We start from the raw sequence: 23,479 nt of genomic DNA, 5'->3' as shown, positions 1-23,479 counted from the left end.
AGCTTTGCCCTAAAGGGTAATCGAGCAGGAAGCCCCCACTTCAAAATCGTAAGATTTAAGTGGTGGGAGCATGTCACGACTTAAACATATCTATAATTACTTTTATCAGGAGAATCTCATGAGTGAAAAAGGATTAACCACCATCAATTTAAAAAAAATAAACCGCTCCAAGGTTTACCAATATATATACAAAACACACCAGACTTCCAAAATGCAGATCGTCCAGGATCTTCAGATGGGGCTTTCCACCGTAAGCCAGAACCTGAACCTGCTGGAAAAAGAAGGGCTTATTGACAGAAACGGATATTTTGATTCCACAGGTGGTCGAAAGGCCCAGGCCATCCAGATCGTCTCGGATTTCCGGATTTCCATTGGAATCGGGATCCTGAAAAACATGTTCCATATCACAGCAATCGACTTATATGGAAATGCCTTTTATACAGAAACCATTGCTCTTCCCTATTCCAACACAGAAGAATATTACAGACAGCTGACCGATAAAGTACGAAAATTCATCGCAGAAAATCACTATCCGAATGAAAAGATCCTGGGTATTTCCATTGCCACACAGGGGATCACTTCTCCGGATAATTCCACTGTGATCTACGGAAACATCATGAACAATACCGGAATGAAACTGGAGGATTTTTCCCGGCATCTTCCTTACCCCTGCCATCTGGAACATGATTCCAAATCCGCTGCTTTTCTGGAGCTGTGGAATCACCCGGAGCTTGACAGTGCTGTCGTGTTCCTTCTGAACCGAAACCTGGGCGGTGCCATTATCACCAATCATCAAATTCATCAGGGAAGTTCCATGCACAGCGGAACCCTTGAGCATATGTGCGTCAATCCTGACGGCCCTTTATGTTACTGCGGAAACCATGGCTGTCTGGAAACCTACTGCTCTGCCAACGCTCTGGAACAGTCTGCCGGGATGCCTGTGAAGGAATTTTTCCCTCTGCTCCGCGAAAAAAAATCCCCCCGGCTTGCTGAGCACTGGGAAGATTATCTGAACCATCTGGCCTTTGCCATGAAAAATCTGAACCTGATCATCGATGCACCGATCATCATCAGCGGATATCTGGCACCTTATTTTACAGAAGAAGATATTAATTATCTGTTAGAACACATCAACACAGACGCACCATTCACCCTGGACAGAAGCCAGATTCTGGTCGGCACCCACGGGCAGTATACACCTGCCATTGGTGCAGCTTTATATTATGTAGAGAAATTTACACAGAGCGTGTGAATACAGACATATTCACCTGAACCGGTCAAAAAAGCATGTCATACACAGCCAGACGGATACAATCTGATCCGCTCTGTCCTAGAGTATGACATGCTTTTTATTTTACTTATTATTTTTTCAGTTCTTTCAGCAGCTGCCCGATTTTTGACACAAACAGATCAAAGGCCACATTATTCTTACCGCTGTTGATCACAATATCTGCTTTCGCCCGTGTGGGCTCCACGTACAGATAATGCATCGGTTTTACTGTGGTAAGATACTGATCGATGATTCCGTTTAAATCCCGTCCACGTTCCTCCACATCTCTGGAGATACGTCTTAAGATCCTCTCATCTGCATCTGCTTCCACATAAACCTTGATATCCAGAAGATCTCGGATACGGGGATCTGCAAGAAGCAGGATTCCCTCTACCAGAATGACCGGTCTTGGTTCGATCTTCAGCACTTTGTCGGATCGGTTGTGCTGACTGTAATCGTATACCGGACATTGGATGGTTTTGCCCTCCTTGAGTTCTTTGAGATGCTCTACCAGAAGATCGGTTTCCAGTGAATCCGGGTGATCGTAATTCACCTTCACACGTTCTTCAAAGGGAATTCCGTCCTGTCTGCGGTAGTAATTATCATGATAGATCACCACCACATCGTCTCCGAAATACTTCTTCAGTCTGTTTGTAAATGTAGATTTGCCGGAGCCTGACCCTCCGGCGATCCCGATAATAATACTTTCCATCGTCTCTTTACCTCTTAAGCTAGAATTCTTCCGCTGTGGATCCCGCAGGCTTCCCGAAGAGTTTTTCCGTATAGAGAAGCTTTTTCTTACACAAAAGCTGCCCGGTCGGTGTGCATCTCCTGCATCCGGTTCCGGACAGCTTTTCTGGTTATTTTTTATAAAGCAATCGTTCTGATCAGATCTCAGCCTGCTCCAGAAGTGCCGGGATCTTGGACTCCCATCCAAGTGCCATGATATGTACACCCTGGCAGTATGGCTTACACTCTTTGATGATACGTGCAGCGATCTCAACACCTGTGATACCAGCTTTTGTCTTCTCTTTGTCAGCTTTCAGCTCCTCGATCATCTCATCCGGAACATGGATGCCGGCTACGTTGTTGTTCATGAACTTAGCCATTCCGGCAGATTTCGGAATGATGATACCAACCTGTACAGGTTTTCCGAACTGTTTTGCTTTTTCCATAAATTTGATGAATTTCTCCGGCTCAAATACAGCCTGTGTCTGGAAGTAGTCTGCACCTGCAGCAACCTTTCTTTCCATCTTTGCAAGCTGAGCGTCAACGGAATCGCTGCATGGAGATACAACGGCACCCTTGGAGAATTTCGGTGGCTCACCAACCAGCTGGTTTCCTCCAAGATCTACACCGGACTCGAGAAGCTGTACTGTATGAAGAAGAGATACAGAATCAAGATCGAATACCGGTTTTGCCTGCGGATGATCACCCATCTTCGTATGGTCACCTGTCAGACAGAGGATGTTCTCAATACCAAGCATAGCAGCACTTAAAAGATCAGACTCCAGTGCGATACGGTTTCTGTCACGGCATGCAAGCTGGAAGATCGGATCCATTCCGGCGTCTTTGAGAACTTTACACATTGCAAGAGATCCAAGACGCATAACCGAAGACTGGTTATCTGTTACATTGACTGCATGAACGCCTTTGAGATAAGTTTTGGCTTCTTCTACCAGTTCATCTACATGGATCCCTTTTGGCGGTCCTACTTCTGCAGAAACTACAAATTCACCACGGTCGAATAATTCTTTCATTTTCATATTATATTTGCTCCAATCATTTAAAATTTGGGGTACGGTCCACCTGCTCTGCTGCATACATTGCGGAATATTTCCGGTGAACCGTATCATAATTTAATTTGGCTTCTTAATAAATCTTTGCTTATTATTTCACTTCATCATCTGTAGCGAAATTATGGATCTGTGTCGGGCATTTCAGTGCGTCAAGGCGTCCGATCTCTTTCAGACGTCTGTAGATGCGCTCCCATCCACACTCCATATCACTGTCCACTTCGCATTTACCATTCTTGGAACCGCCGCACTGGCCGTTGACAAGACTTTTGGAGCATGCTGTGATCGGGCAGATCCCGCCGGTAAGGTTCAGATAACACTCACCACACTGGTCACATTTATATTCTAACGGTGTTACACCCTGGAAACCAGGTACCGGGTATGTATCGCAGGCTGCGCATACCATCTTGTCTTCCAGATATTCTGCGATGGTCTGTACACCAACACCACAGGAGAATACCAGGACCAGATCCGCTTCTCTGATCTTATCCATGTGTTTCTGAAGACGTAACTGCATATTTTCCGGATTACAGATATAATCCGTTGTCATGATCCCTGTCACATTTCCTTCAGCGGAAAGCTCCTTCTGAAGTTCAACAGCTTCTTTTTCCGGAAAACGAACTTCCTTGCATCCATGGCAGTTGATGATAAAAACTTTCTTTCCGGCTGCCAGTGATACGATAGTTTCTTTTGCTTTTAACTGGGTAATCAACATATCACTTCATCCCCCTTACTGCATTTTTTCCGGCTTTGATACTGTTAATGATCGGAATCTTGGAAGAACAGATATACTGACAGCATCTGCACTCAACACAGTCCATGACATTCATGTCCTTCATGCCCTGCCAGTTCTCTTCTTTCGCATATTTTACGAAATACAGAGGAGAAAGTTCCATCGGACATACGTCCACACAGCGTCCGCACTTGATACATGGCTGCTCTTTGGTCTCATCTGTATCAATGGCGATGATACCGTTGGAGCCCTTCATCATAGGTACCTCCAGAGTGTTCAGAGGGAATCCCATCATAGGTCCGCCCATCTTGACCAGAACATCGTCATCTGTAAATCCACCGCAGTAATCGATCAGCTCTTTTACGCTGGTACCGATCTTGATGATAAAGTTGCCAGGATTCTTGATCTTCTCGCCTGTTACGGTTGCAACACGCTCGATCAGTGGCATACCCTTCTGGATCGCATCGGAAATTGCCTTTACGGTACTGATATTATCTACGATAACGCCAACATCTGCCGGAAGGCCGCCGCTTGGAACCTTTCTGCCCATGACGCGCTTGATGAGAGTTTTCTCAGCACCCTGCGGGTATTTGGTTCTTGCAACAAAAACTTCCATATTTCCGATATCGGCAACTTTTTCCTGCATTAATTCGATCGCATCCTGCTTGTTATCCTCGATGACAATGATGCCCTTCTCAGCACCTGTTGTCTTGAGGATCGCTTTCAGACCGAAAATAATATCATCAGCAAACTCAAGGAGAACCTTATGGTCTGCTGTTAAATATGGCTCACACTCACATCCGTTGAGAAGGATGGTATCAACCGGTTTTGCAGGTTTCAGCTTGACACAGGTCGGGAAACCTGCACCACCCATACCAACGATTCCGGCTTCTTTTACGATCTCAATGATCTCATCCGGTGTAAGTTCATCCAGGGCTTTATGTGGCTGTACGGATTCGTGCAGAGTATTTTTTCCGTCGGATTCGATGACAACTGCCATCACCTCACTGCCTCTTGTACCATGCATACGTGGCTCAACAGCAACTACGGTTCCGCTTACACTGGAATGTACCGGTGCGCTGATAAATCCGGCAGCTTCTCCGATCTTCTGTCCAACCTTTACTGTGTCGCCTACTTCCACGATCGGGTTAGCAGGTGCACCAAGATGCTGGGACATGGAGATCACAACCGTCTTCGGATCCGGGAATTTCTTCAAATCGATATGCTCGCTGAATTCCTTGTGCTCTGACGGATGAACGCCACCATAGTATCCGTTCAGTCTGTCCTCTCTAATAGACTTCACGTAATCATTGATCACCTTAAAGTTAACCTTGGAGTAATCACGTACCTGTACCGGCTGGTTCAGGAACTCTTCCAGACGACCCTGTTTTGCCAGTCTCTGGTAGATCTTCTCCCATGCGCAGTCCTTGTTAGGATCCACTTCACATTTCCCGTTCTTTGCTCCGCCGCACTGTCCATTCACAAGACTCTTGGAACAGTCGACGATAGGACAGACGCCTCCGGTAATGTTCAGATAGCACTGTGCACATGCATCACAGCTCTTTTTGGTAAGTGCCATGCCGTGATGGCCTCTGTAGTTAAGGGTATTACTTGCTGCGATCACCGGCTTACCGGTCAGATCTGCAACAGTCTGGATACCAAGACCACAGGAGATCACAACTACATTCTCTGTACCTTCCGGCAGCAGATCCTGTAATTTTCTTTCTGTGTGCATCTTGTTGCACAGAAAATCGAATTTCGCACTGCCTGTGACGGTTTTTCCCTGCTCCGCAGCAAATTTCAGGAATTCCTCGCAATCCGGTTCGTCAACGGTCTCAAATTCCTTGAAACACTTGTTACAGGCGATTACAAACAGATTGTCCCTGCCGTTCAGCACTGATGCAAGCTCATCACTGCTTTTCAGCTTGTACTTAGTATAGTTTTCCAATTGCTCACCTTCCTTATAAAGATTATATCCTTATGATTATCTGCTCTTATCCGTTCCCTCCTTCTCTGCACTCCCAGGAAAGAAACAATAAAACCAAATAAATAAGTTCTTTGTTATTTGTTCAGCCCTTCGAAAATCCCGGTCCCAAAAAAGGCCGCAGTATTTCCTCTGACCGCTACAATAAATGTACCATAATTTGAACATATTATCCAGTTTTATTAGCTATTTTTATAAATTTATTCTATGATTTCATCCCAATCGTCTATGGATGTACGGATATTTGTACAACTTCTGTTATGCTGCATGCGTTAGTTATATGCAACTTATATAATTTTGTTTATAAAATATCCTTTTTATGCATTGAGCATATTGCACAAGGATTTTATCTTTAACAGGGCAGATCCGACAGGTGTCTTTTGTCATGGGGTAAGACGCTGTCCGCAATATTCACAGGTGCTCAGACGACCTTTTATTACCTGATTCTTTGCACCGCAGCTGGGGCAGGTAACTGTAATATAGATCTTCTCATTTACGCGTCTGTTCGGTGCAGTGATCATAATATAATTTCCTTCTCTGTCTATCTGGATATTCCGGATATATCCCCCCGCAATAAATTTTTCCAGCTTTTTCACTGCACCTTTTCCCAGTTCCTGCTCAAACTTTTCAAATGAGACAGTATTCTGGGCATAGGATTCAAACCAGCAGGCAATTTCTCCAGCTTTTTTCTTCTTTAATGCTTTTTGAATTTCCCGGAAGGTTGGATACAGAAACAGCAATCCAAGTATGATCTCTGTTGCTGCCATTCCCCAGCGCCCTTCACCAATATACTTCTCCGATGCGCCAATAGCTCCCAGGGAAAAAAGTATAAAAAAGCCACAAAGAACCCATTTCAGTTTCCCAAGTATTCCTGTTTTTTTATTTTTTTCTGTCAAAAAATCGCTCATGTCTATTTCCTCTTTCCTATTATTCAAAATCTTATGCTATATTTGTGAATGCTCCGTCAGCTCACGCCAAACTCCCTCTGTCCGAATATGTTTCTGCATTCTGTGGATCTTCTATTTCAGTGTGGTTACGATCAGTTTACTTTCCAGTGCAGCTGCTATCAGATCCTCTTTGCAGCTGTATCCCGCCTTGGCGATCATTTCCTGAAAATTCCATCTCACCCCAGAAGCAGAACAGTCCATTTTCCTTGCGATCTCGGAATATGACATCCCGTGAATATACAGGCGCAGCATCTCCAGCTGTCTGGGACTGATATCACCGCTTGTGATCCAGTTAAGTTCCACCTCCGGTGCCACATCCGGAAATACATGCTCCCCATTTAACGTTCTGTAGATCACACTCCGTATTTCCTCTTCACCGTGATCCTTATACCATAGACTGTCTGCACATCCGCTCTTTGCTCTTTCCAGCACCTTGGGATCGATCAGCGAAGTAACAACCAATACCTTTGTATATGGATATTTTTCCCTGATGATCTTTCCGGCACTCAGCCCATCATGATTATGAAATGTCTGCACATCCATAAGCACAAGATCAATTGCCGAGTAAGAGCAGATCTTTACAGCTTCACAGGCATCCGAAACTGTCTGGACATGTCGGAATTCCGGTTCCCGCATAATAATACTTTCAAAATACTTCTGCATGATCCTCTGATCTTCTACTATCAGTATCCGTACCATAGACTCCCATCCTTTCTGTCAGTGGCATTTTCAACACCAGACAAAACTCCGGCGAAAAAGAAACCTGCATAATACATTTCTCTGACTCCGCAGCTTTTCTCAGTGCAGACAGACCACCACCTTCTTCTGCATTTTTTTCAGGTGCATCTCCATCATTCGTTATCCGGATGCTGTATTCATTTGCACCTTTTTCTATCTTCACCAGAACTGTACTTCCATGGGCATGTCTGGCACAATTTGTCACACATTCACGGATCGCTCTGTCTGTCAGCAGCCTGTAGGAGGGATGTTGAGGAAAATTCCCGCTGATCTGAACATAAATTCCAAGTTCTTCTGCATGCCTGATCGTATCCGCGCATAATTCTTCCATATTCTCAACAGAAGAATCTGTAAGAATATAGACCAGATGCTTTAGTGCAGATAGCTGTTCATCCATTTTATCCTGATTTTCTTTTCTTTCCAATATCCTGCGTATTGACAGAAGGCTTCGGCCAAAATTGTCATGAACCTGCATTTTCATGGCAAGTGTCTCCTGCTCTCTTATTTTATCTCCGATTTTTTCATACATTTCCTCCAGCTTATGATTCAGGATTTCCAGCTTTTCATTATTTGCTCTGATCTTTTCACCATTGTAATAAATTTCTGATACATTAACTGCCACTGTCTGCAGATATCCTGCACAATCCGGCTCCTGCAGACGATATTCCTGAAACATCCAGACGGAATCATCCGGAAAATAAAATACATTACTGTCACTGTTTAATCTGCGAAGTCCCTCTGCTTCGGATCCTCCATTTATTACTTTCCGCAATGCCTCATAATCCTGCAGATAGGAGCCTGTCATTATCCTGCTCAGTTCATGCATCTTAGTGTTGCATAAAACGATCCTTCCAAGAGGATCCGAAAAACACACCCCACATGGAACATCATCAACAGCTTCATTCACAAACCAGTAAGACAGAGAATGATGATATCTGCGTCTCTCTCTCCAGATTGCCCAGCAAAGATAAAGCAACAATACCACCATCGCTGCCATCAAAACACTGACCGGACACATTCGGAGCATTAGCTGATATGCGCTTTCCCCCTGGCAATATCTGTGATCATTCATCAGGAACCCCATAAGCATAAAAGAAACTGCAAAAACAGTCACTGCTGTTATAATTTTCTTTTTCCCGTAAAAACAGGTTATCCTGATCAACAGAAGGATCAATTCCAGAATCAGGCAGATTTCAAGAAGGATCATCAAAAAATCCTGCATTGCCATACTGCATTCCGCAAAATCAGTCATCTTCCGCCTCTCTTTCTGAATACGATACATCCGATAAACCATTCGTTTTCATCTTCCTGCTGCACATTTAATTCCGGTCTTTCTGACATTAATCCCCGAAGATCTGCTTCTGCTACAATATGAACCGAGATCCGCAAAGCATCATCGATCTGCGACACACGGTAAAAAACAGACTGCATTGTATCAAACAATCGTTCCACAAGCCATTCAAAGGTATCATAGCATTTTAGTATATCATCTGCATTCAGCTGCACTTCACCATTTTCGACATAATAAGCTGCCCGGATCTTACATAATTTTAAGCTGTCACAGGATTCCGCAAGACTCTGTCTGAGATCCTCCATTGTAAGCAGATTTCCGTCTGATGCATATTGTGTCAATACCAGATTTTTTCTTCTTTTTAAATATGTACCAACAACCACGATTTTTCCCAGGATCCGGTCATAGTGTTCCCTTGACTCCGTTCTTTCCAGCTCATCCATCAGCTGTGACAGCAATTCCAGCTGCCCGGCTGTCTGATTCTGTATCATGTTCAGCAGTCGGTTCTGTTCTTCTGTTTTTCTCCGCTCAGCTTCTTTCTGATAGGTTTTCTGCAGCAGACGATTTCTGGCAGTCAGCTCCTCCTGCTGTTCCCGGATATCCTGATACTGATCCAGAAGCACCGAAATATCTTCTGACCAGAACAAATGTCCTCCTCTTATAGGAATATGGTTGATCCGGATTCCCTGTTCCTGTACAGCTGATCTGTTTATTACAATTTTACGCAGTTCCGGTGACAGCTCAGGAAAATCACCGGAATGATAATAACGCTGAAAGGAATCATCCGTAATCTCTGCATCCAGTCCTCCGGAGGTCTGGAATAATTCAAAATATCGATTGTTCGTCTGTATCAGGCCGCATAATATACATCCCTGGTAAATTGCCGCCATCAAAAGGCAGCATACCGCTGTCATATCTCCGGCAATTGTTTTGATCAGAGGCAGACGGAGTAAATTCCCGATATTCCATCCCAGAAGCAATATTCCCGGAATAACCGGCAGCCAAAATTGCTTTCTTCCCGGAATCCTGCTTTTTCTGATCAGCATAATTTCCATCCATATCAGGCAAAATATGATCCATCCCTGGATCACTATAAAAAGAATACCATAGCTGTAATCTCTGTCCGAAAACGGAGGCCGCCCGGAAAACCGAAACACCAGCTGATGCAGGTCATTTGTAAAAACACAGACGATCATAATCACCGCAAAAACCAGCAAAACAATAATTTTTCTGCCCGTTTTCTCGCCGTCCTTTTCACCAAGAAACATCGCTGCTGCCAGTCCAAGGACCGGTATCAGGATCATCGGGATATAATACAGATACCAGCAGATATGTTCTCCAAGCGGATCATGAAAAATATGAAATTTTACTGTCCGTACAAAAAACCAGAAGACCATCAGACAGCCAATTGCAGTCAGACATCTGCGCGTTTTTCTATGCACTACATGCTTTTCCAGATAAATCACCCAGGCACAATACATTCCCAGATAAATACAGTTACGACACTGATCTGCGAGATTTCTCATAAAAACATTTTCCGGTCTTCCCAGCCTGCAGAAATACGCCAGAAATACACTTATCAGGATTCCTCCATACGACAGTGCCCTTTTTTTATTGTATGTCATGAAAATTCCTCTCTCATCAATACACCTCTGTGATAAGTATACTATAAAGTTCTATTTTATTATATAGTTTTCAGAGAAACCATCCATTCTCAACCCCTGTTATCACAAACAGAGTGAACAATTCTGTCCACTCTGTCTATCATCACTCAAAATGGTCTTGGCTGGCCACAGTATTCGCAGAATCTTCCGGTATTCTCTGCACCGCACTGACATTTCCACAAACCGCCGGGCTGCTGCATTCCGTTGTTCATCTGCATTCCAGATTGCTGCATTCCGTTGTTCATATTCATCCCAGGCTGCTGCATTCCACTGTTCATGTTCATTCCGGACTGCTGCATTCCATTGTTCATGTACATCCCGGACTGCTGCATTCCGCTGTTCATGTTCATTCCGGGCTGCTGCATTCCAGCCGCATTTGGTGTCAGGGCGGCTATGATCTGATGACCTGTCTGCTCCACTTCCATCAATTCACCTCTGTTATCGCTGCTTATGGAAAAAGTATTCAAACGAAAATCCATATCATCAAACCATGGAGTTTTTACTTTAATACGCATAGTATAATCAAATTCATACTTATATACCGGTGGCTGATAGCTTACGGTTTCTCCATCCTTTGTTGTATATGTTTCCTCGTTCTGCTGTCGCTCTACATCAACTCTGCACTGCACAACAGCGGATAAAGGAACTATATCCGGATTTTCATTGACATCCAGCTTCCGTGCAACAGTAAAATTCCCCTTATTGTCATCAATAAAAACATTGTAATTTCTGGTATTGATCTGACGTGTTATACAAAAATCCATTACGGCTTTTTTGTTTTTTTCACGATATTCCAGTTGACGTTTTATATCCTCTACCGTACTGTGCCGCCGGTCTTCAAACCATGGTGACAATTTTTTTGCACAATCCTTACACAGATTTCCGTCATCCAGTTTTCTGTTGCCTAATAAACCTATTTTCTCTCCGCAGATATCACAGATCTTCTTATCAAATAATCCCATACCCAATCCTCCTTCTTTTTATATTTGTGTTTTTGTTTATCTACATTATGCGTGAATGCTTCGCCATTTGCACTAGCATCTCTGACAGTAACTGAATTCATCTTCATATCAATGTCAGGATCATAAGGCTCGTATCTGAAAATCCTGTCCGTTTCTATATGTTCAGGATATGCCGTATGGGATACTCTCTGCCAGACACAACCGTCCCCATCCCACCTCCACATTCGGATATTCCTCATACCCGCCCACACGCTGTGCACCTTTCCGCAGGTATGCCTTTACCTTTTCTCCGTAAAGAAACGGATCATTTCCTTTCACGATTCCCCACTCCATAAGCAGAGCTGCGCTTCCGCTGACAAAGGGTGCCGCAAAGGAGGTTCCGGTAACAGTGGCGTAGCTTCCACCGGGAACCGGGGCGGTGATGGATACGCCGGGAGCTGCGAGGTCAGGCTTCCGGATCGGCAGGAACTGACTTCCCCTTCCGGAAAAATCTGCGTAGGCATTCTGTCTGGAATCATAAGCTCCAACAGAAATAACTTTTCCGGCAGTGGAAGGAATCGTCAAAGTTCCCACAGCCCGCGGAGAATAAAACCCAGTTCCGCGATTCAGTACATTTCCACCCGGCAGCCAGAGGAAATACTGTCCGGAGCGCACACGTTTTCCACTTAAAAGAACTTTCCAGACACCGCTGTCCACATAATTCCCCTCAGGAATGAAATCTATGTAGATTTCCTGTGACAGCTGATAGGGACCGGGTTTTCCATAATAGATCAGAAGCTCTGTATTTTCCAGCAGATGCCGCTGTGGCCCCAGCCTTTCATATAATGGACCGATCCGTTCTCCGGACGGACTTTCCAGATAAATTTCCATCTCATCTTCATAATCCTTCCATAACTGTACATTTAATGTGGGCTCAAAAGCTCCCACTGCCAGCTGGATTTCTTCTGTTTTCCCCTGCTGCAGGATTCCTCCTGCATGCCAGGGCTGGCTGCCGTTATTTCCGGTTCCTGTAACGATCACAGTCCGCCCCATGGCCGCAACTGTATCAATATAGTTTTCCAGAAGGGAATCCCCTCTGTGTGTTCATTATAACTAGGGGAAAATTACTGTAAAAAAATTTGCAGTCTTTACACTGCCTGTTTTTCTACCGGATAAGGCGACTGATACTTAAATACAATATCAATGCTCTTATCTCCATTCACAACAATTTTTTCAATCAATTCTGTCACAATTTCTCTTGTCACTTCGGATAATGTTCCATACTTGATAAATTTCTCTATCCAGTTTTCATAAGATTCTTCTGCCTCTCCAAAGCTGTCTTTCTCTTGTTCTGCCAACTGAATCTTCGCCCTGATATCTTTATCCTGCTTTTCATATTCTGCCTTATAGGAGAGATATTCTTCTTTATCCAGAACACCATCTACATAATTTTCGTAAGTTTTCTTTTTATACTTTTGGACAGCCGCAAGTTCTTTTTGTAACCGTTCAATCTGCTGGTCTGCTTCTGCACATCGTCTCTGCACCTCCTTCTTCCTATCTGCTACTTTTAATATTTCATCCTTATCACTTTCTTTCAGTGCCAGTTCCGCTTGTCTTTGGATTTCATTTTTTACAATAGAATCCAATACTTCTTTTTTAATGAAATGAGAATAACAAACTGTGTTTCCTTTTTTGTGATAGGTACCGCACTCATAACCGTCCCGACAAGTAACCCTCTGGAAATTATATCCGCAATCTCCACAAACAATAATTCCTGCGTATGGATTTACCTTTCTCACTTCGCTATTAAATCCCGGTGTCCGTGTTCTTTTCTTCATAAGTTCCTGTACCTGCTCAAAAGTATCTTTGCTAATAATTGCTTCGTGCATTCCTTCCACAATATACTGCTGTTCCTCTGGAATATATTGATACTTTTCCACTTTATAGGATATCTTTTCTGATTTATGCTGTACCATAGCCCCTGTATAAACTCTGTTTCGCAAAATTACATTGATCGTAGGATATGCCCAGCCCTTTGCACCCGCTTTTTCTAATGCATTGGCATATTTCAATCCCTGCACCTTTCTCTTATACTCTGACGGTGTCAGAATTCCTTCCTGATTCAGTTTCTTTGCAATACCATCCCTGGAATATCCTTCCAAACTCATATAAAAGATTCTCCGTACCACTTTAGCTGCTTCTTCATCTACAAGAAAATGATGCTTATCTGCCGGATCTTTTACATATCCATATGGGGCAAACCCAGACATAAACTGTCCCCGTTTCTTCTGGGCGGTCAATGCACCTCTGATTTTCTTAGATATATCACGACTATACATATCATTAAACAACGTCTTAAACTGTGCCAATTCTTCATTACTGTGATGAACAGAATCCACGCCATCCAAAATTGCAATATAACGCACACCCAAAGATGGAAAAACACGCTCAATATAGTTACTGGTTTCAATATGTTCACGCCCAAGCCGGGAAATATCTTTCGTAATAACGCCTTGAATTTTCCCTTTGTAGATATCCTCCATCATCCGCTGAAATTCCGGTCTATTCGCAAAATAAAGCCCCGAATAACCGTCATCAATATAAATATCTGCGATTTCCAGATCCTCTGATTTAGTCACATACTCACGAATCAGTTTCATCTGATTTTCAATACTCTCACTAACTTTATTCTCTCCATCATCCTTCGACAGACGACAATATACACCCATCTGATACATCATATCACCCCATCTTTCTCAAGTATTCTATCTGGTGAACTCTCTACTGAAGCAAACTTAAAATATATATCTATTTTCTGCTCTGGATATACATAAATTTTATCAACTAACTCCACAAGCGCTTCTCTGGTAAGCTGCTTTACCGTTATTCTTCTGCGATTAAAGTGCTCCAACCATATCTTTGTTTCATTGACCGCCGCCCGCTGCCTTTGCTCTTCATGGTTCAGTTCTGATAATTCTTTTTGATATTTCTGATTCTCTGTTTCATACATCTGTTTTAATTCCAGATATTCCTCTTTGGAAAGTACTTCATCCATAAACTGTTCATATGCTCGTTTCCGGTATTCCAGATTTCTTTCTATTTTTGCCTGCAATTTTGCAATTTTACCATCCAGTTCCGGCTGTTTCTGTCTGATCTGAGTTTCCAGATTATTCATATCCATCTTCATCTGTTTCAATTGCTGGTTGATTGCAAATACAACCAGTTCATCCAGCTTTTCAAATGTAATATGATTCAGCTCACAGTAATTCTGCCCCTGCTTCTGATGAAAACCACACATATATCCGTCATAGTCTTTATGAGATGCCAGATAACGTTTTCGCATGGCTGTTTTACATTTCCCACAAAAGAGCAGTCCCACATATTTATGTGGTTCATTGTTTTTATCAAAATAGGAAACTCTGCGCCCCTTTCTTATTTGCTGAACCCTATCAAACTCTTCTTTAGAAATGATTGCCTCATGTGCATCCGGCACCAGCTCCATTTCTTCCAGGGGAATTGCCTTTTTGTATTTCAGCTTATAAGACGGTCTTTCATGTTTCCGAATCACAACCGCCCCAGTATAGACCGGATTCTTTAAAATTCCACTTACAGTAGACGATGTCCACAGACCTTTTCCCGAATCCCATACATAATTGGTTTTTAAAACTTCCTTTTTATATTTTGCGGGACAAGGGATTTCATCTTCATTCAAAGTCCTGCAAATAACCGTACAGCCAAATCCATTTTGATACATTCTGTAAATTCTTCGAACAACCTCGGCTGCATAAGGATCAATTTCCAGATGATTATGAATTGTTTTACTTTTCACATATCCAAAGGGGGGCTGTTTCGGAGTATATTCGCCCATACTTCTTTTGGTCTGAATCGTTGTCTTAATCTTTCTGGATGTATCTCTCAAATACATATCATTCAGCAAAGTTTTTATTTCTAACATTTCATCATAAGTTCCAACGGCTGAATCATAATTATCCAGAATCGAAACAATCCGAATCTGTTTCTCCGGGAAATATTTGCCTAGATAATAGTTGGTATCAATATGTTCTCTTCCAAGTCGAGATACGTCCTTAAAAATCACCATATTGATAACACCAAGCTCAATATCTGCCAGCATCCTCCGAAATTCAGTTCTTTCAAAATTACTTCCAGAAGCCCCATCGTCTACATAAACTTTTTTCTCTGCAATATCTTTATTCTCTGCAATATAATCTCTTGCCATCTGAATCTGAGAGTGAATACTATTGCTGTATTCACCCTCTTTATTTTGCTCTTCAATGGAAATTCGGCAATAAATTCCTGCCTGATACATTCTATCCCTCTTTTCATCGGTCTTGCGTAGTCATTGTCTTTAATTGTCTTTATTTTACAACAAGAACTTAAGAAAATCAACCTGCAATTTTTCGTTCAGTAAGATTCTGAATGCACTGGATCAATGTCTTTTCCCCATTAAAATGCACTCGAATCTGATATCCTGCATGTTCATAGCTTACATTCTCTTTTTGGATTTCTTTTTTTGTATCCAGAACTTCTACAGAATCAAATAACGTATTCATGCTATATGCCTCCTTCAGCATACAGTTCTCTCTACATCCTATGCCGGCAGGATTGTACAAAAGTTCTGTATGAATTGAATTCGGCTTTCGAAAGCCTGATTACATTCTAAAATTATTCTGCACCAATCACATTGAATTGAAATTGACCGCAGATTGAGTTTTTAAGATTCATTTTCTTCCTATACAGTATCAATTCCTATTGTCCGGAACATTTGTTCGTGTTATAATAAAAAGACTTTAAGAATATAAAACACGAAAACCAAAGGAGGGATTTCTGTTGGAACGATGTGATTTTTCTTCTATTAGCACATGCCTAAAAAATCAAATCAGTGAAAGCAATCAGATGAACCAACCTGATTTTTTATACGAATTATTTGAAGATTTTATGAATGATCCGATAAATGAAGATTTTTCTATGGATAATGGTCTAATTTGCCGCTGGATAACCGGACAAGCAAAAATCAGTCCCAAAATAACCTCATATTATGCAAAACCCAGCAATCAGAAAAAACTGGCAACAACCATTCAGCGGAACTTACTTCCCTTAATGGCAGACTGCAACATGGTTATACAGGACATTTACACGTTATTCATACAGGACGATACGATTTCGGATACAAAAAAGCAGGAACTTGTATCTCTATATAAACCTTCTGATTCAAGGCTGTTGTTTTTAGCAAAAGTACTTTCTTTTGGTATGGAACGGCAATTTATTAAACGTGATACAAGAAATCAAAAACTGATTGCAGGAGGTGTTCTATCTCCGATTGTTCTGGATTACATTATGGACAGCGAAGTCCCAAAACCATGCCGTCATTTTCTAGGAAGAGAAGAAGAACTGGATGAACTCCATACTTTGTTTGAAGAGAACCGACATATATTTCTTTATGGAATTGCCGGAATTGGAAAAAGCGAGCCTGCTAAAGCCTATGCAAAGCAATACAGAAAACAGTACACCAATATTCTCTATATGGAATACACCGGTAATCTATATCAAGATATTGTAGACATGGATTTTATTGATGATCCACCAGAAATCAGTGAGCAGGAACGTTTTCAAAGACATAACCGTTTCTTACGCTCTTTGAAATCTGATACACTGCTGATCATAGACAATTTTAATGTCACATCCACACAGGACAGTTGCCTGTCAGTCGTATTAAAATACCGTTGCCGGGTTTTATTTACAACCAGAAGCCAACTGTCTGAATACTGTAGTTTTCAATTAAAAGAACTGAAAGATATACCCACTCTTTTTCAACTGACATCTGTATTTTATTCAGAAGCAGAGGAAAACCGGGCAATCGTAGAAAAAATCATAGAAACTGTACACTACCATACTTTTGCTGTCGAACTGGCAGCCAAACTTCTGGAAAATGGAATTTTAACTCCAGAGCAATTATTGATAAAACTTCAAGAGGAAAAGGCTTCTCTTCATAATGAAGATAAGATTAAAGTAATGAAAGATGGTCAGAGCAAAAAAGCCACCTATTACAACCATATCCATACCCTGTTTTCGTTATACTCCTTATCACGGAAACAGCAGGATATTATGTGCAATATGTGTTTTATGCCTTCATCTGGTATTTCTGCCCGTATATTTTCCAAATGGCTGGAGCTGCCTACTTTAAATGACGTGAATGATCTGATCGAGACAGGTTTTGTACAGTCAAGTCTCCGGCATACTATTTCTCTGCATCCAATGATTCAGGAAATTGCAGTTTCCGAGACCGCACCTTCTGTTACAAGCTGCCACACGTTATTGGATTCTCTGCAAAAAATATGTTTGATGCATGGCATTGAAGTTAGCTATTATAAAAAATTATTTCAAACAGTAGAAAACATCATGCTTTTCATTGAAAAGGACGATATTCCCCAATACCTGTTATTTTTAGAAGATGTTTTTCCATATATGGAGAAGTACCACTATCAAAAGGGTATGAAAAAAATCATCCAGGAACTACAGCATTTTATAAAAGCAAATACTTACGGGACTGCATCTGACCGTGCCTTACTATTGGATTATCAGGCAACTCTGGAACCCAAAACAGAAAAAGCGATAAAATTAGAAAAAGAAGCACTTGCTCAAATAAAAGAAACCACAAAAGAAAATGCCCACCTGGTTTCCAACCTCCATTCCAATCTTGGAGGGCTTTACCGAATCAACGGACAACTTGATCTCGCTAAAAGGCACATGAAAATGGGTATCTCTCTTTTACAACAATACCAGCTTCTTTATACTAATGACAGTATTCCTCAGATTAATAATTATGCTGTCCTCTTAATTGAAATACAAGAACCTGACCTTGCCCTGTCTGCTCTTCAGAAATTAGCACAGATTATCAAAGAATATAATTCAAACCACTGTTTGGATTATGCCCAGGTACAGGAATCCCTTGGAAGTATCTGCCTGATCACTGCAAATATTTCGCAAGCGAAAACCCATTTTAAAAAAGCCTTGAAAATTTATGAGGATATATGGGCAGACGAACCCGAATTGATTGAAGAAAAATATCAAGCAATTCAAGAATTGTATCCACAAGCTGGAATTGCTCTGGCAAAAAGTATTCTTCTCACCAAGCACTAACGGTTCCTACAAACACTTGTAAAATATATTGCCTCAATAATGTAAACGCCTAGTTTTGAGATACACTCCAAGACTAGGCGCTTGTCCATTTCCATTTTTTCTTAGACATGGAGCGTTTACATAAGGATCACTTTTCTTTTTTTGACACTTTTCGCTCCTCCTATCTCAAATTTTTTATAGTCTAGGTATATTGCCTTCATCAATGCCTGAGAACTTGTAAATATGCTCCTCTGCTTGTTCAATCTGCGATACATTACAATCATCTCGTCATCAACCTACTGTTTGATACAATATGTCAAATGCATAGTGGCTCAGTTCTATTAGAAATTTATATCTCTAACTCCGCACCAATTCTAAAATTCCTTTTGAAAGGCGATATACTTTATCAACACTTTCCAGTTCTTTATACTTATGCGTAATAAAAACGATAGTCTTATTTTTTAATTCACTATGTAATAACTCACGTAAAGCTTCATTTGATTCAACATCAAATCCTTCTGTAGCCTCATCCATAAGTAAAATGTCTGCATTTTTCAGCAGAGCCCTAGCTACAGCTATCTTTTGTCTTTCTCCTCCAGAAAGTTTTGCACCATCTTGTCCAATTTTTTGTCCAAATCCATGATCCAATTTTTCAATAAAACCTAAAGCACCACTTTTTCTACATGCTTCAACAACTGCATCTCTTGACGCCTTTCCATCGATATTAACATTCTCCTCTATAGTCCCTTGGAATAGATATGGCCTTTGGCTTATAACCGCAATTCTATTTCTCATATCTTGTATATCCATCAATTCCACAGGAGCTCCATACAATTTTATTATTCCTTTTTGTGGCCGGTAGAATCCCGCCAAAAGGTTCAAAAGTGTTGATTTGCCACTTCCATTTTCTCCTACGATCGCAATTCGTTCCCCTTTTTTTACACATAGTGAAATACCATTTAAAATAGGGTGTCCTGGTTCATAACCAAAGACAAGATTTTTTACTTCAAAAACCATATCCCTATCTTGATAAATTTTCTCAGGTTTCATTTCACATAATTTCATTTCCAATTCTTCCGGTTGTCCCCATAACTCAAAAAGACGTTTTGCCGATGGCTCAATTTGCGCAAAATAATATTTAATGTTTATCAATGCTGAAATTGGATTTACAACATATGCACTATATGTAATAAAAGCAAATGCTCCGCCTATAGTGAATTCTCCTTTTATTATAAAAAGCCCACTTAATATATATAATAACGCATTTACAACCGTGTCTATTACTACAACACTGACAGTACTATATTCATCTAGCATTGCGTTCTTTTTATATGAATCCATCAAATCTTTTTGCAGACCTTCAAATTGAGATTTTTTTACCTGAAACAGATTCCAGAGCTTCATTTCATGAATTCCATTTATACACTCGGCAAACCAACTCATAAACTTTCGTTTATCCTCAATCCACTGTTCAAACACTTCCCGTTTCTTGTTTGCACAATAGGACACTATTATAAATTTCAGTGGAATAATTGCTTCTATCAATATTGCTAATTTCCAGTCTAATAAGGACAGCCCAACTACTCCTCCTATTATTTGGAGAATTGATGATATAGAAAACTGAGTAATCTGATCCACAACAGATGACACATTATCAATATCCATACCAATTGTATTTATAATCTCTGCACTTCCTCTTTCAGCAAAATACTGTATTTTCATCCTATTGATTTTCCAGTAAGTCTTTTTATAGAGAGAATGTGTAAACTGATTATGTACATTTGAAAATAATTTTGTTTGGATTATATTTAACTCTTGCTGGGTTAAAGAAATTATTATTAATATAACAGAAAATAAAAGAATGTATTTCATGTTTTTCTGCAATATACCACAATCTGTTATTTGTCTTATAAGCAGTGGGTGTATAAACGTTATGAATGATGAACCCAAAAGGCAACAGATAATCCCTGGAAAATACTTTTTATATTCACACAACATTTTACAAATTCGATACCATGTTTTCCCATTTTCTCTCATATCCAATTGCCATCCTCACTATTCGTTAAGCAAAATATTGACAAACAAGCTCATATATATCCTCTATATTGTAAGTGATTCCTATTCGATCTTCTGCATACAATTCATACATATTATTTTTACGCACAATATACATATCTATATCTGATGCCTTACTACTTTCAAATATTTCTTCCTCTTGATTCAAAAGAATAATATCAGGTTCATAAGCTATATATACTGTATAAAGGATATCGTTCAATGACTCATTGGAATCGTCATAATATTCTAAAGGAATTACATTTTCATCTAAAGGATTTTTCTGCAGATTTATTGCGTAATAACCGTTCTGACTAAACATCACTTTTAGCTGTATCATTTCCTCGTAATCTAAATCAATACCGGCAATTACCGGTATCTCTATATTGGTTTTATCCCTTATTACATTTTCTAGTATATCCGGATAATCAGATTTATGCGTTGCTATAGTCATCAAAAAGTCCATAACATCATCAAATCCTGCTGTGGGCTTTCTGTTTAAATATGTAGCAATATGTCCAGTGACAACAGGAGCCGCATAACTATTGGCTTGATTTACGATCCCATTCCACGAAAAATTTGCTATAATAGAATTCTCAATATTATAACCTTTTTGTTCTTGAAACAGAATTTGACCATTTCCCAAAAGACCATAACGATCCTGCCTGACACCAAAAACACCTGGATATGCAGCTGGATAAGTCTTTATATTTCTGTTATGATATGCTGCTACTATAATCGCATCAGCATCAAGTAATCTTTTTATTTGAATCCATAAGGGTTTAATATCAAAATAATTGATTGTTCCAAGACTCATGTGAATTAACTTTATTTTATTTTGAATACACCATTCCAAAGCTTCCAGCAAAACTGTGATCTGTGTTGTTCCTGCAGAGTCAGTCACATTCAAGTCCCATAATTCTATATCACTACATATGCTTGTGATAATTCCGACGCATACAGCGCCATGGAATGATTTATCGTCTTTATACTCACTTGGATCGCATTTAGAAGCCAAAAAAGATTTATGAACAATCCTTTGATTCCTGTTATTTCTCATATGATAAGGTATACCGTTATCAATCAATGCGAGCTTAATCATTTGCACTATTCCTATTCTTACCTGTTATATATCCAAGCCAAATATCGCATATTTATTATTCTCATGATAAACCTTGTAATTCTATGGTCAATAAAAATTCAAGTGTCGCTGAACCCTAATATGCTTCTCCAATCACACTGCCATCATAAGCATTGATCACATAAGAAAGCTCCTGTAGAGAATTTCCACCAATACTTTCCCTGACAGTAAAAATCCATGCTGGAACCAACCATGCGTGTTTCGGCTCCTGATAGGCTGTGGTATAAGTATACTGCAATTTTGCGTTTACCACATCATACTCCAGTGCGGTAGTGTCGTTGGCAGACTGGCCTTTTCCGGAATACCAATAAAAAATCTGATCTGTCAGCTTTGCCTGTATTTTTTCAAAAGGCAGAAGCTTTGTATTTTCCGTCACCGTACAGACTTCTTCCGATATCCCATCCCATTTAAAATATTTAATTCCTTCCTCTGTTATCAGAATAGAGATTGTTTCTACCTGGAACGGAGGCACATAACTATCCACTGTTTCTTCCGCAACCACGCCATCAGGAACTGAAGTAATACCCTCTACACTTTTCGAAAAACAATACAGATATCCCGGTAATCCTCTATCCAGATCTCCCTGCCACAAAGCATCACTACCAAGTCCCAGACCATTGCGCTCTGAACATGCGCCATTCGGGAACCACACGGTACGATCAGAATCTACAAGGCCCATTCCATCGATACCTAAATCCTCTAAAACTTGTTCTGCCTGTTCCTTTCCATCTTCCTCTGTAAAGGTGATCTTGTCCATGCACTTTCGATACGCATCTGCCAGTTCATGAAATTTCTCTGTATAGCCGTTGGTATCCATGCCAAAGCTACTGTAATACTCACTCTGCATTTCCTCAGTTTCTATTGTTTCTTCTTCTATAAAATTAGAACCCTCCATCCAGAGAAAACTACTGTCATTGTCAATTTCCTGATTATACCGCTCTGCTTCTATATATGCCTTCCTGTCCTCGCCCACATCTGCAGTAAAATAATCCTCTGTATCTGTGTTTTCCAATTCAGTACTCATCCAACTCCGTGCCGCTTCCACACCGTGATCCTCTGTTTTTTTTTGAAATTTTATCTCCATCTTTTCCGGTGCAGACGCTTCATCCGGTGCAAGCTCCATCCCCTCTCGGGTTGCGTTTTGAATCCCTGCAATCGATGTAGAATATGCTGATTGCAAGTAACTTCCTTCCTTGCTGGAAATCCTGTCTAACACTTCCTGATACGCATCCTTTGTCACCATCTGTGGCATATATAGTTCCTCACCGTCCGTAAAATAATCAATCAATCCATTCAGTTCTTCCTGCGTTAACTCGTGATTTTGCATCTCTATGACTGGAAGATTGCCAATGCTTTGTTCGCCCAACTTAATATCTGCCTGGATAACCACACGGTCGTTGCTTTTCTTTTCTTCAAATTTCCAATGCGTTGGAACATTTGTCTCTCTCTTTTCTCCTTTTTTAAGAGGTTCACAGACAGCCGCCTCGCTAATCCCATCCACTTTGCTGACTACCGAACTCTCCTCTGGTGTTTCCTGACAGCTGGAAAGAATAATACACAACGCACCTACCATAATTGCTAGAACACTTTTTTTCATTTTTCCTCCATATATCTTATAGAATTGTCGCTTTTTCACGAAACTTCAATTATAAACTCTTTAACTTATAAATACCTTCCTGACACTATTAACGTTTTCGTATATTTTTTAGAAACAGACTACCTTATTTATTTTAATGTATAAGGCAGTCTGTTCTATGTACTAGTAATCCAAAGAACGATCAT

The 23,479-nt window shown here is 40.7% G+C and carries 18 protein-coding genes; 2 read left to right on the top strand and 16 right to left on the bottom strand.

All coding sequences use genetic code 11. The features are described 5' to 3' along the window. Positions 1-118 precede the first annotated feature (118 nt). Positions 119-1,252 (top strand): ROK family transcriptional regulator, encoded by a 1,134-nt coding sequence (locus LKD46_RS14520; RefSeq protein ID WP_044962240.1) that lies wholly within the window; start codon positions 119-121, stop codon positions 1,250-1,252. 109 nt (positions 1,253-1,361) lie between these two features. Here LKD46_RS14520 and udk read toward each other — a convergent pair whose 3' ends face one another. From udk to LKD46_RS14455, 13 genes are all read right to left on the bottom strand, one after another. Next, the gene (udk, locus tag LKD46_RS14515) at positions 1,362-1,982 is read right to left on the bottom strand and encodes a uridine kinase (protein ID WP_110103785.1); all 621 of its coding nucleotides are present in this window, start codon (positions 1,980-1,982) and stop codon (positions 1,362-1,364) included. A gap of 175 nt (positions 1,983-2,157) precedes the next feature. Beyond that, the gene (locus LKD46_RS14510) at positions 2,158-3,036 is read right to left on the bottom strand and encodes a methylenetetrahydrofolate reductase (protein ID WP_015526188.1); all 879 of its coding nucleotides are present in this window, start codon (positions 3,034-3,036) and stop codon (positions 2,158-2,160) included. Between the two features lie 124 nt (positions 3,037-3,160). Beyond that, positions 3,161-3,781 carry a methylenetetrahydrofolate reductase C-terminal domain-containing protein gene (locus tag LKD46_RS14505; protein WP_021976351.1) on the bottom strand — a complete coding sequence of 207 codons (621 nt, stop codon included), beginning with the start codon at positions 3,779-3,781 and terminating at the stop codon, positions 3,161-3,163. A gap of 1 nt (position 3,782) precedes the next feature. After that, on the bottom strand, positions 3,783-5,747 hold the full coding sequence (rsxC, locus tag LKD46_RS14500) for an electron transport complex subunit RsxC (RefSeq protein WP_092069875.1): 1,965 nt from the start codon (positions 5,745-5,747) through the stop codon (positions 3,783-3,785). Between the two features lie 419 nt (positions 5,748-6,166). Further along, positions 6,167-6,691 carry a hypothetical protein gene (locus LKD46_RS14495; RefSeq protein WP_022426202.1) on the bottom strand — a complete coding sequence of 175 codons (525 nt, stop codon included), beginning with the start codon at positions 6,689-6,691 and terminating at the stop codon, positions 6,167-6,169. 111 nt (positions 6,692-6,802) lie between these two features. Continuing rightward, positions 6,803-7,429 carry a response regulator transcription factor gene (locus LKD46_RS14490; protein ID WP_022426201.1) on the bottom strand — a complete coding sequence of 209 codons (627 nt, stop codon included), beginning with the start codon at positions 7,427-7,429 and terminating at the stop codon, positions 6,803-6,805. Continuing rightward, entirely contained in the window at positions 7,377-8,720 is a 1,344-nt protein-coding gene (locus LKD46_RS14485) for a sensor histidine kinase (protein WP_227574288.1), read from the bottom strand. The genes LKD46_RS14490 and LKD46_RS14485 overlap by 53 nt, the downstream gene beginning before the upstream one ends. Continuing rightward, positions 8,717-10,384: a histidine kinase N-terminal 7TM domain-containing protein gene (locus tag LKD46_RS14480; protein ID WP_110103786.1), complete on the bottom strand. Its 1,668-nt coding sequence runs from the start codon at positions 10,382-10,384 to the stop codon at positions 8,717-8,719. Before LKD46_RS14480 ends, LKD46_RS14485 begins: the two co-directional genes overlap by 4 nt. A gap of 146 nt (positions 10,385-10,530) precedes the next feature. Further along, complete coding sequence (locus LKD46_RS14475; RefSeq protein ID WP_118368572.1) at positions 10,531-11,385, bottom strand: DUF4428 domain-containing protein; 855 nt, start codon at positions 11,383-11,385, stop codon at positions 10,531-10,533. A 162-nt stretch (positions 11,386-11,547) separates the two neighbouring features. Beyond that, positions 11,548-12,405, bottom strand: a complete 858-nt coding sequence (locus tag LKD46_RS14470) for a S8 family serine peptidase (protein ID WP_227574287.1) — start codon at positions 12,403-12,405, stop codon at positions 11,548-11,550. A 107-nt stretch (positions 12,406-12,512) separates the two neighbouring features. Then, a complete protein-coding gene (locus tag LKD46_RS14465; protein ID WP_005428244.1) occupies positions 12,513-14,105 on the bottom strand; it encodes a recombinase family protein in 1,593 nt (530 codons plus the stop codon). Next, positions 14,102-15,691, bottom strand: a complete 1,590-nt coding sequence (locus LKD46_RS14460) for a recombinase family protein (RefSeq protein WP_110103791.1) — start codon at positions 15,689-15,691, stop codon at positions 14,102-14,104. The genes LKD46_RS14465 and LKD46_RS14460 overlap by 4 nt, the downstream gene beginning before the upstream one ends. Positions 15,692-15,767: 76 nt before the next feature. Continuing rightward, the gene (locus tag LKD46_RS14455) at positions 15,768-15,935 is read right to left on the bottom strand and encodes a hypothetical protein (RefSeq protein ID WP_009245398.1); all 168 of its coding nucleotides are present in this window, start codon (positions 15,933-15,935) and stop codon (positions 15,768-15,770) included. A 343-nt stretch (positions 15,936-16,278) separates the two neighbouring features. Between LKD46_RS14455 and LKD46_RS14450 the strand changes: the two genes are divergently transcribed. Continuing rightward, positions 16,279-18,522: a tetratricopeptide repeat protein gene (locus tag LKD46_RS14450; RefSeq protein WP_227574289.1), complete on the top strand. Its 2,244-nt coding sequence runs from the start codon at positions 16,279-16,281 to the stop codon at positions 18,520-18,522. A gap of 336 nt (positions 18,523-18,858) precedes the next feature. Here LKD46_RS14450 and LKD46_RS14445 read toward each other — a convergent pair whose 3' ends face one another. The 3 genes from LKD46_RS14445 to LKD46_RS14435 form a co-directional block, all read right to left on the bottom strand. Next, positions 18,859-20,538 carry an ABC transporter ATP-binding protein gene (locus LKD46_RS14445; RefSeq protein ID WP_005428253.1) on the bottom strand — a complete coding sequence of 560 codons (1,680 nt, stop codon included), beginning with the start codon at positions 20,536-20,538 and terminating at the stop codon, positions 18,859-18,861. 25 nt (positions 20,539-20,563) lie between these two features. Next, the gene (locus LKD46_RS14440; protein WP_009245400.1) at positions 20,564-21,658 is read right to left on the bottom strand and encodes a S8 family serine peptidase; all 1,095 of its coding nucleotides are present in this window, start codon (positions 21,656-21,658) and stop codon (positions 20,564-20,566) included. A 115-nt stretch (positions 21,659-21,773) separates the two neighbouring features. Continuing rightward, complete coding sequence (locus LKD46_RS14435) at positions 21,774-23,294, bottom strand: DUF6034 family protein (RefSeq protein WP_005428257.1); 1,521 nt, start codon at positions 23,292-23,294, stop codon at positions 21,774-21,776. Positions 23,295-23,479 lie beyond the last annotated feature (185 nt).

It is taken from the genome of Blautia fusiformis, from assembly GCF_020686995.1.
Classification (GTDB): domain Bacteria; phylum Bacillota; class Clostridia; order Lachnospirales; family Lachnospiraceae; genus Blautia_A; species Blautia_A fusiformis.
Note: the sequence above shows the minus strand (reverse complement) of the source record. Positions and strands in the feature narration are given on the sequence as shown.

Excerpts from the sequence above, each read along its gene's own strand:
- LKD46_RS14520 (WP_044962240.1), top strand. The coding sequence starts at position 119 with ATGAGTGAAAAAGGATTAACCACCATCAATTTAAAAAAAATAAACCGC.
- udk (WP_110103785.1), bottom strand. The coding sequence starts at position 1,982 with ATGGAAAGTATTATTATCGGGATCGCCGGAGGGTCAGGCTCCGGCAAA.
- LKD46_RS14510 (WP_015526188.1), bottom strand. The coding sequence starts at position 3,036 with ATGAAAATGAAAGAATTATTCGACCGTGGTGAATTTGTAGTTTCTGCA.
- LKD46_RS14505 (WP_021976351.1), bottom strand. The coding sequence starts at position 3,781 with ATGTTGATTACCCAGTTAAAAGCAAAAGAAACTATCGTATCACTGGCA.
- LKD46_RS14495 (WP_022426202.1), bottom strand. The coding sequence starts at position 6,691 with ATGAGCGATTTTTTGACAGAAAAAAATAAAAAAACAGGAATACTTGGG.
- LKD46_RS14490 (WP_022426201.1), bottom strand. The coding sequence starts at position 7,429 with ATGGTACGGATACTGATAGTAGAAGATCAGAGGATCATGCAGAAGTAT.
- LKD46_RS14485 (WP_227574288.1), bottom strand. The coding sequence starts at position 8,720 with ATGACTGATTTTGCGGAATGCAGTATGGCAATGCAGGATTTTTTGATG.
- LKD46_RS14480 (WP_110103786.1), bottom strand. The coding sequence starts at position 10,384 with ATGACATACAATAAAAAAAGGGCACTGTCGTATGGAGGAATCCTGATA.
- LKD46_RS14475 (WP_118368572.1), bottom strand. The coding sequence starts at position 11,385 with ATGGGATTATTTGATAAGAAGATCTGTGATATCTGCGGAGAGAAAATA.
- LKD46_RS14465 (WP_005428244.1), bottom strand. The coding sequence starts at position 14,105 with ATGATGTATCAGATGGGTGTATATTGTCGTCTGTCGAAGGATGATGGA.
- LKD46_RS14460 (WP_110103791.1), bottom strand. The coding sequence starts at position 15,691 with ATGTATCAGGCAGGAATTTATTGCCGAATTTCCATTGAAGAGCAAAAT.
- LKD46_RS14455 (WP_009245398.1), bottom strand. The coding sequence starts at position 15,935 with ATGAATACGTTATTTGATTCTGTAGAAGTTCTGGATACAAAAAAAGAA.
- LKD46_RS14450 (WP_227574289.1), top strand. The coding sequence starts at position 16,279 with ATGAACCAACCTGATTTTTTATACGAATTATTTGAAGATTTTATGAAT.
- LKD46_RS14445 (WP_005428253.1), bottom strand. The coding sequence starts at position 20,538 with ATGAGAGAAAATGGGAAAACATGGTATCGAATTTGTAAAATGTTGTGT.
- LKD46_RS14440 (WP_009245400.1), bottom strand. The coding sequence starts at position 21,658 with ATGATTAAGCTCGCATTGATTGATAACGGTATACCTTATCATATGAGA.
- LKD46_RS14435 (WP_005428257.1), bottom strand. The coding sequence starts at position 23,294 with ATGAAAAAAAGTGTTCTAGCAATTATGGTAGGTGCGTTGTGTATTATT.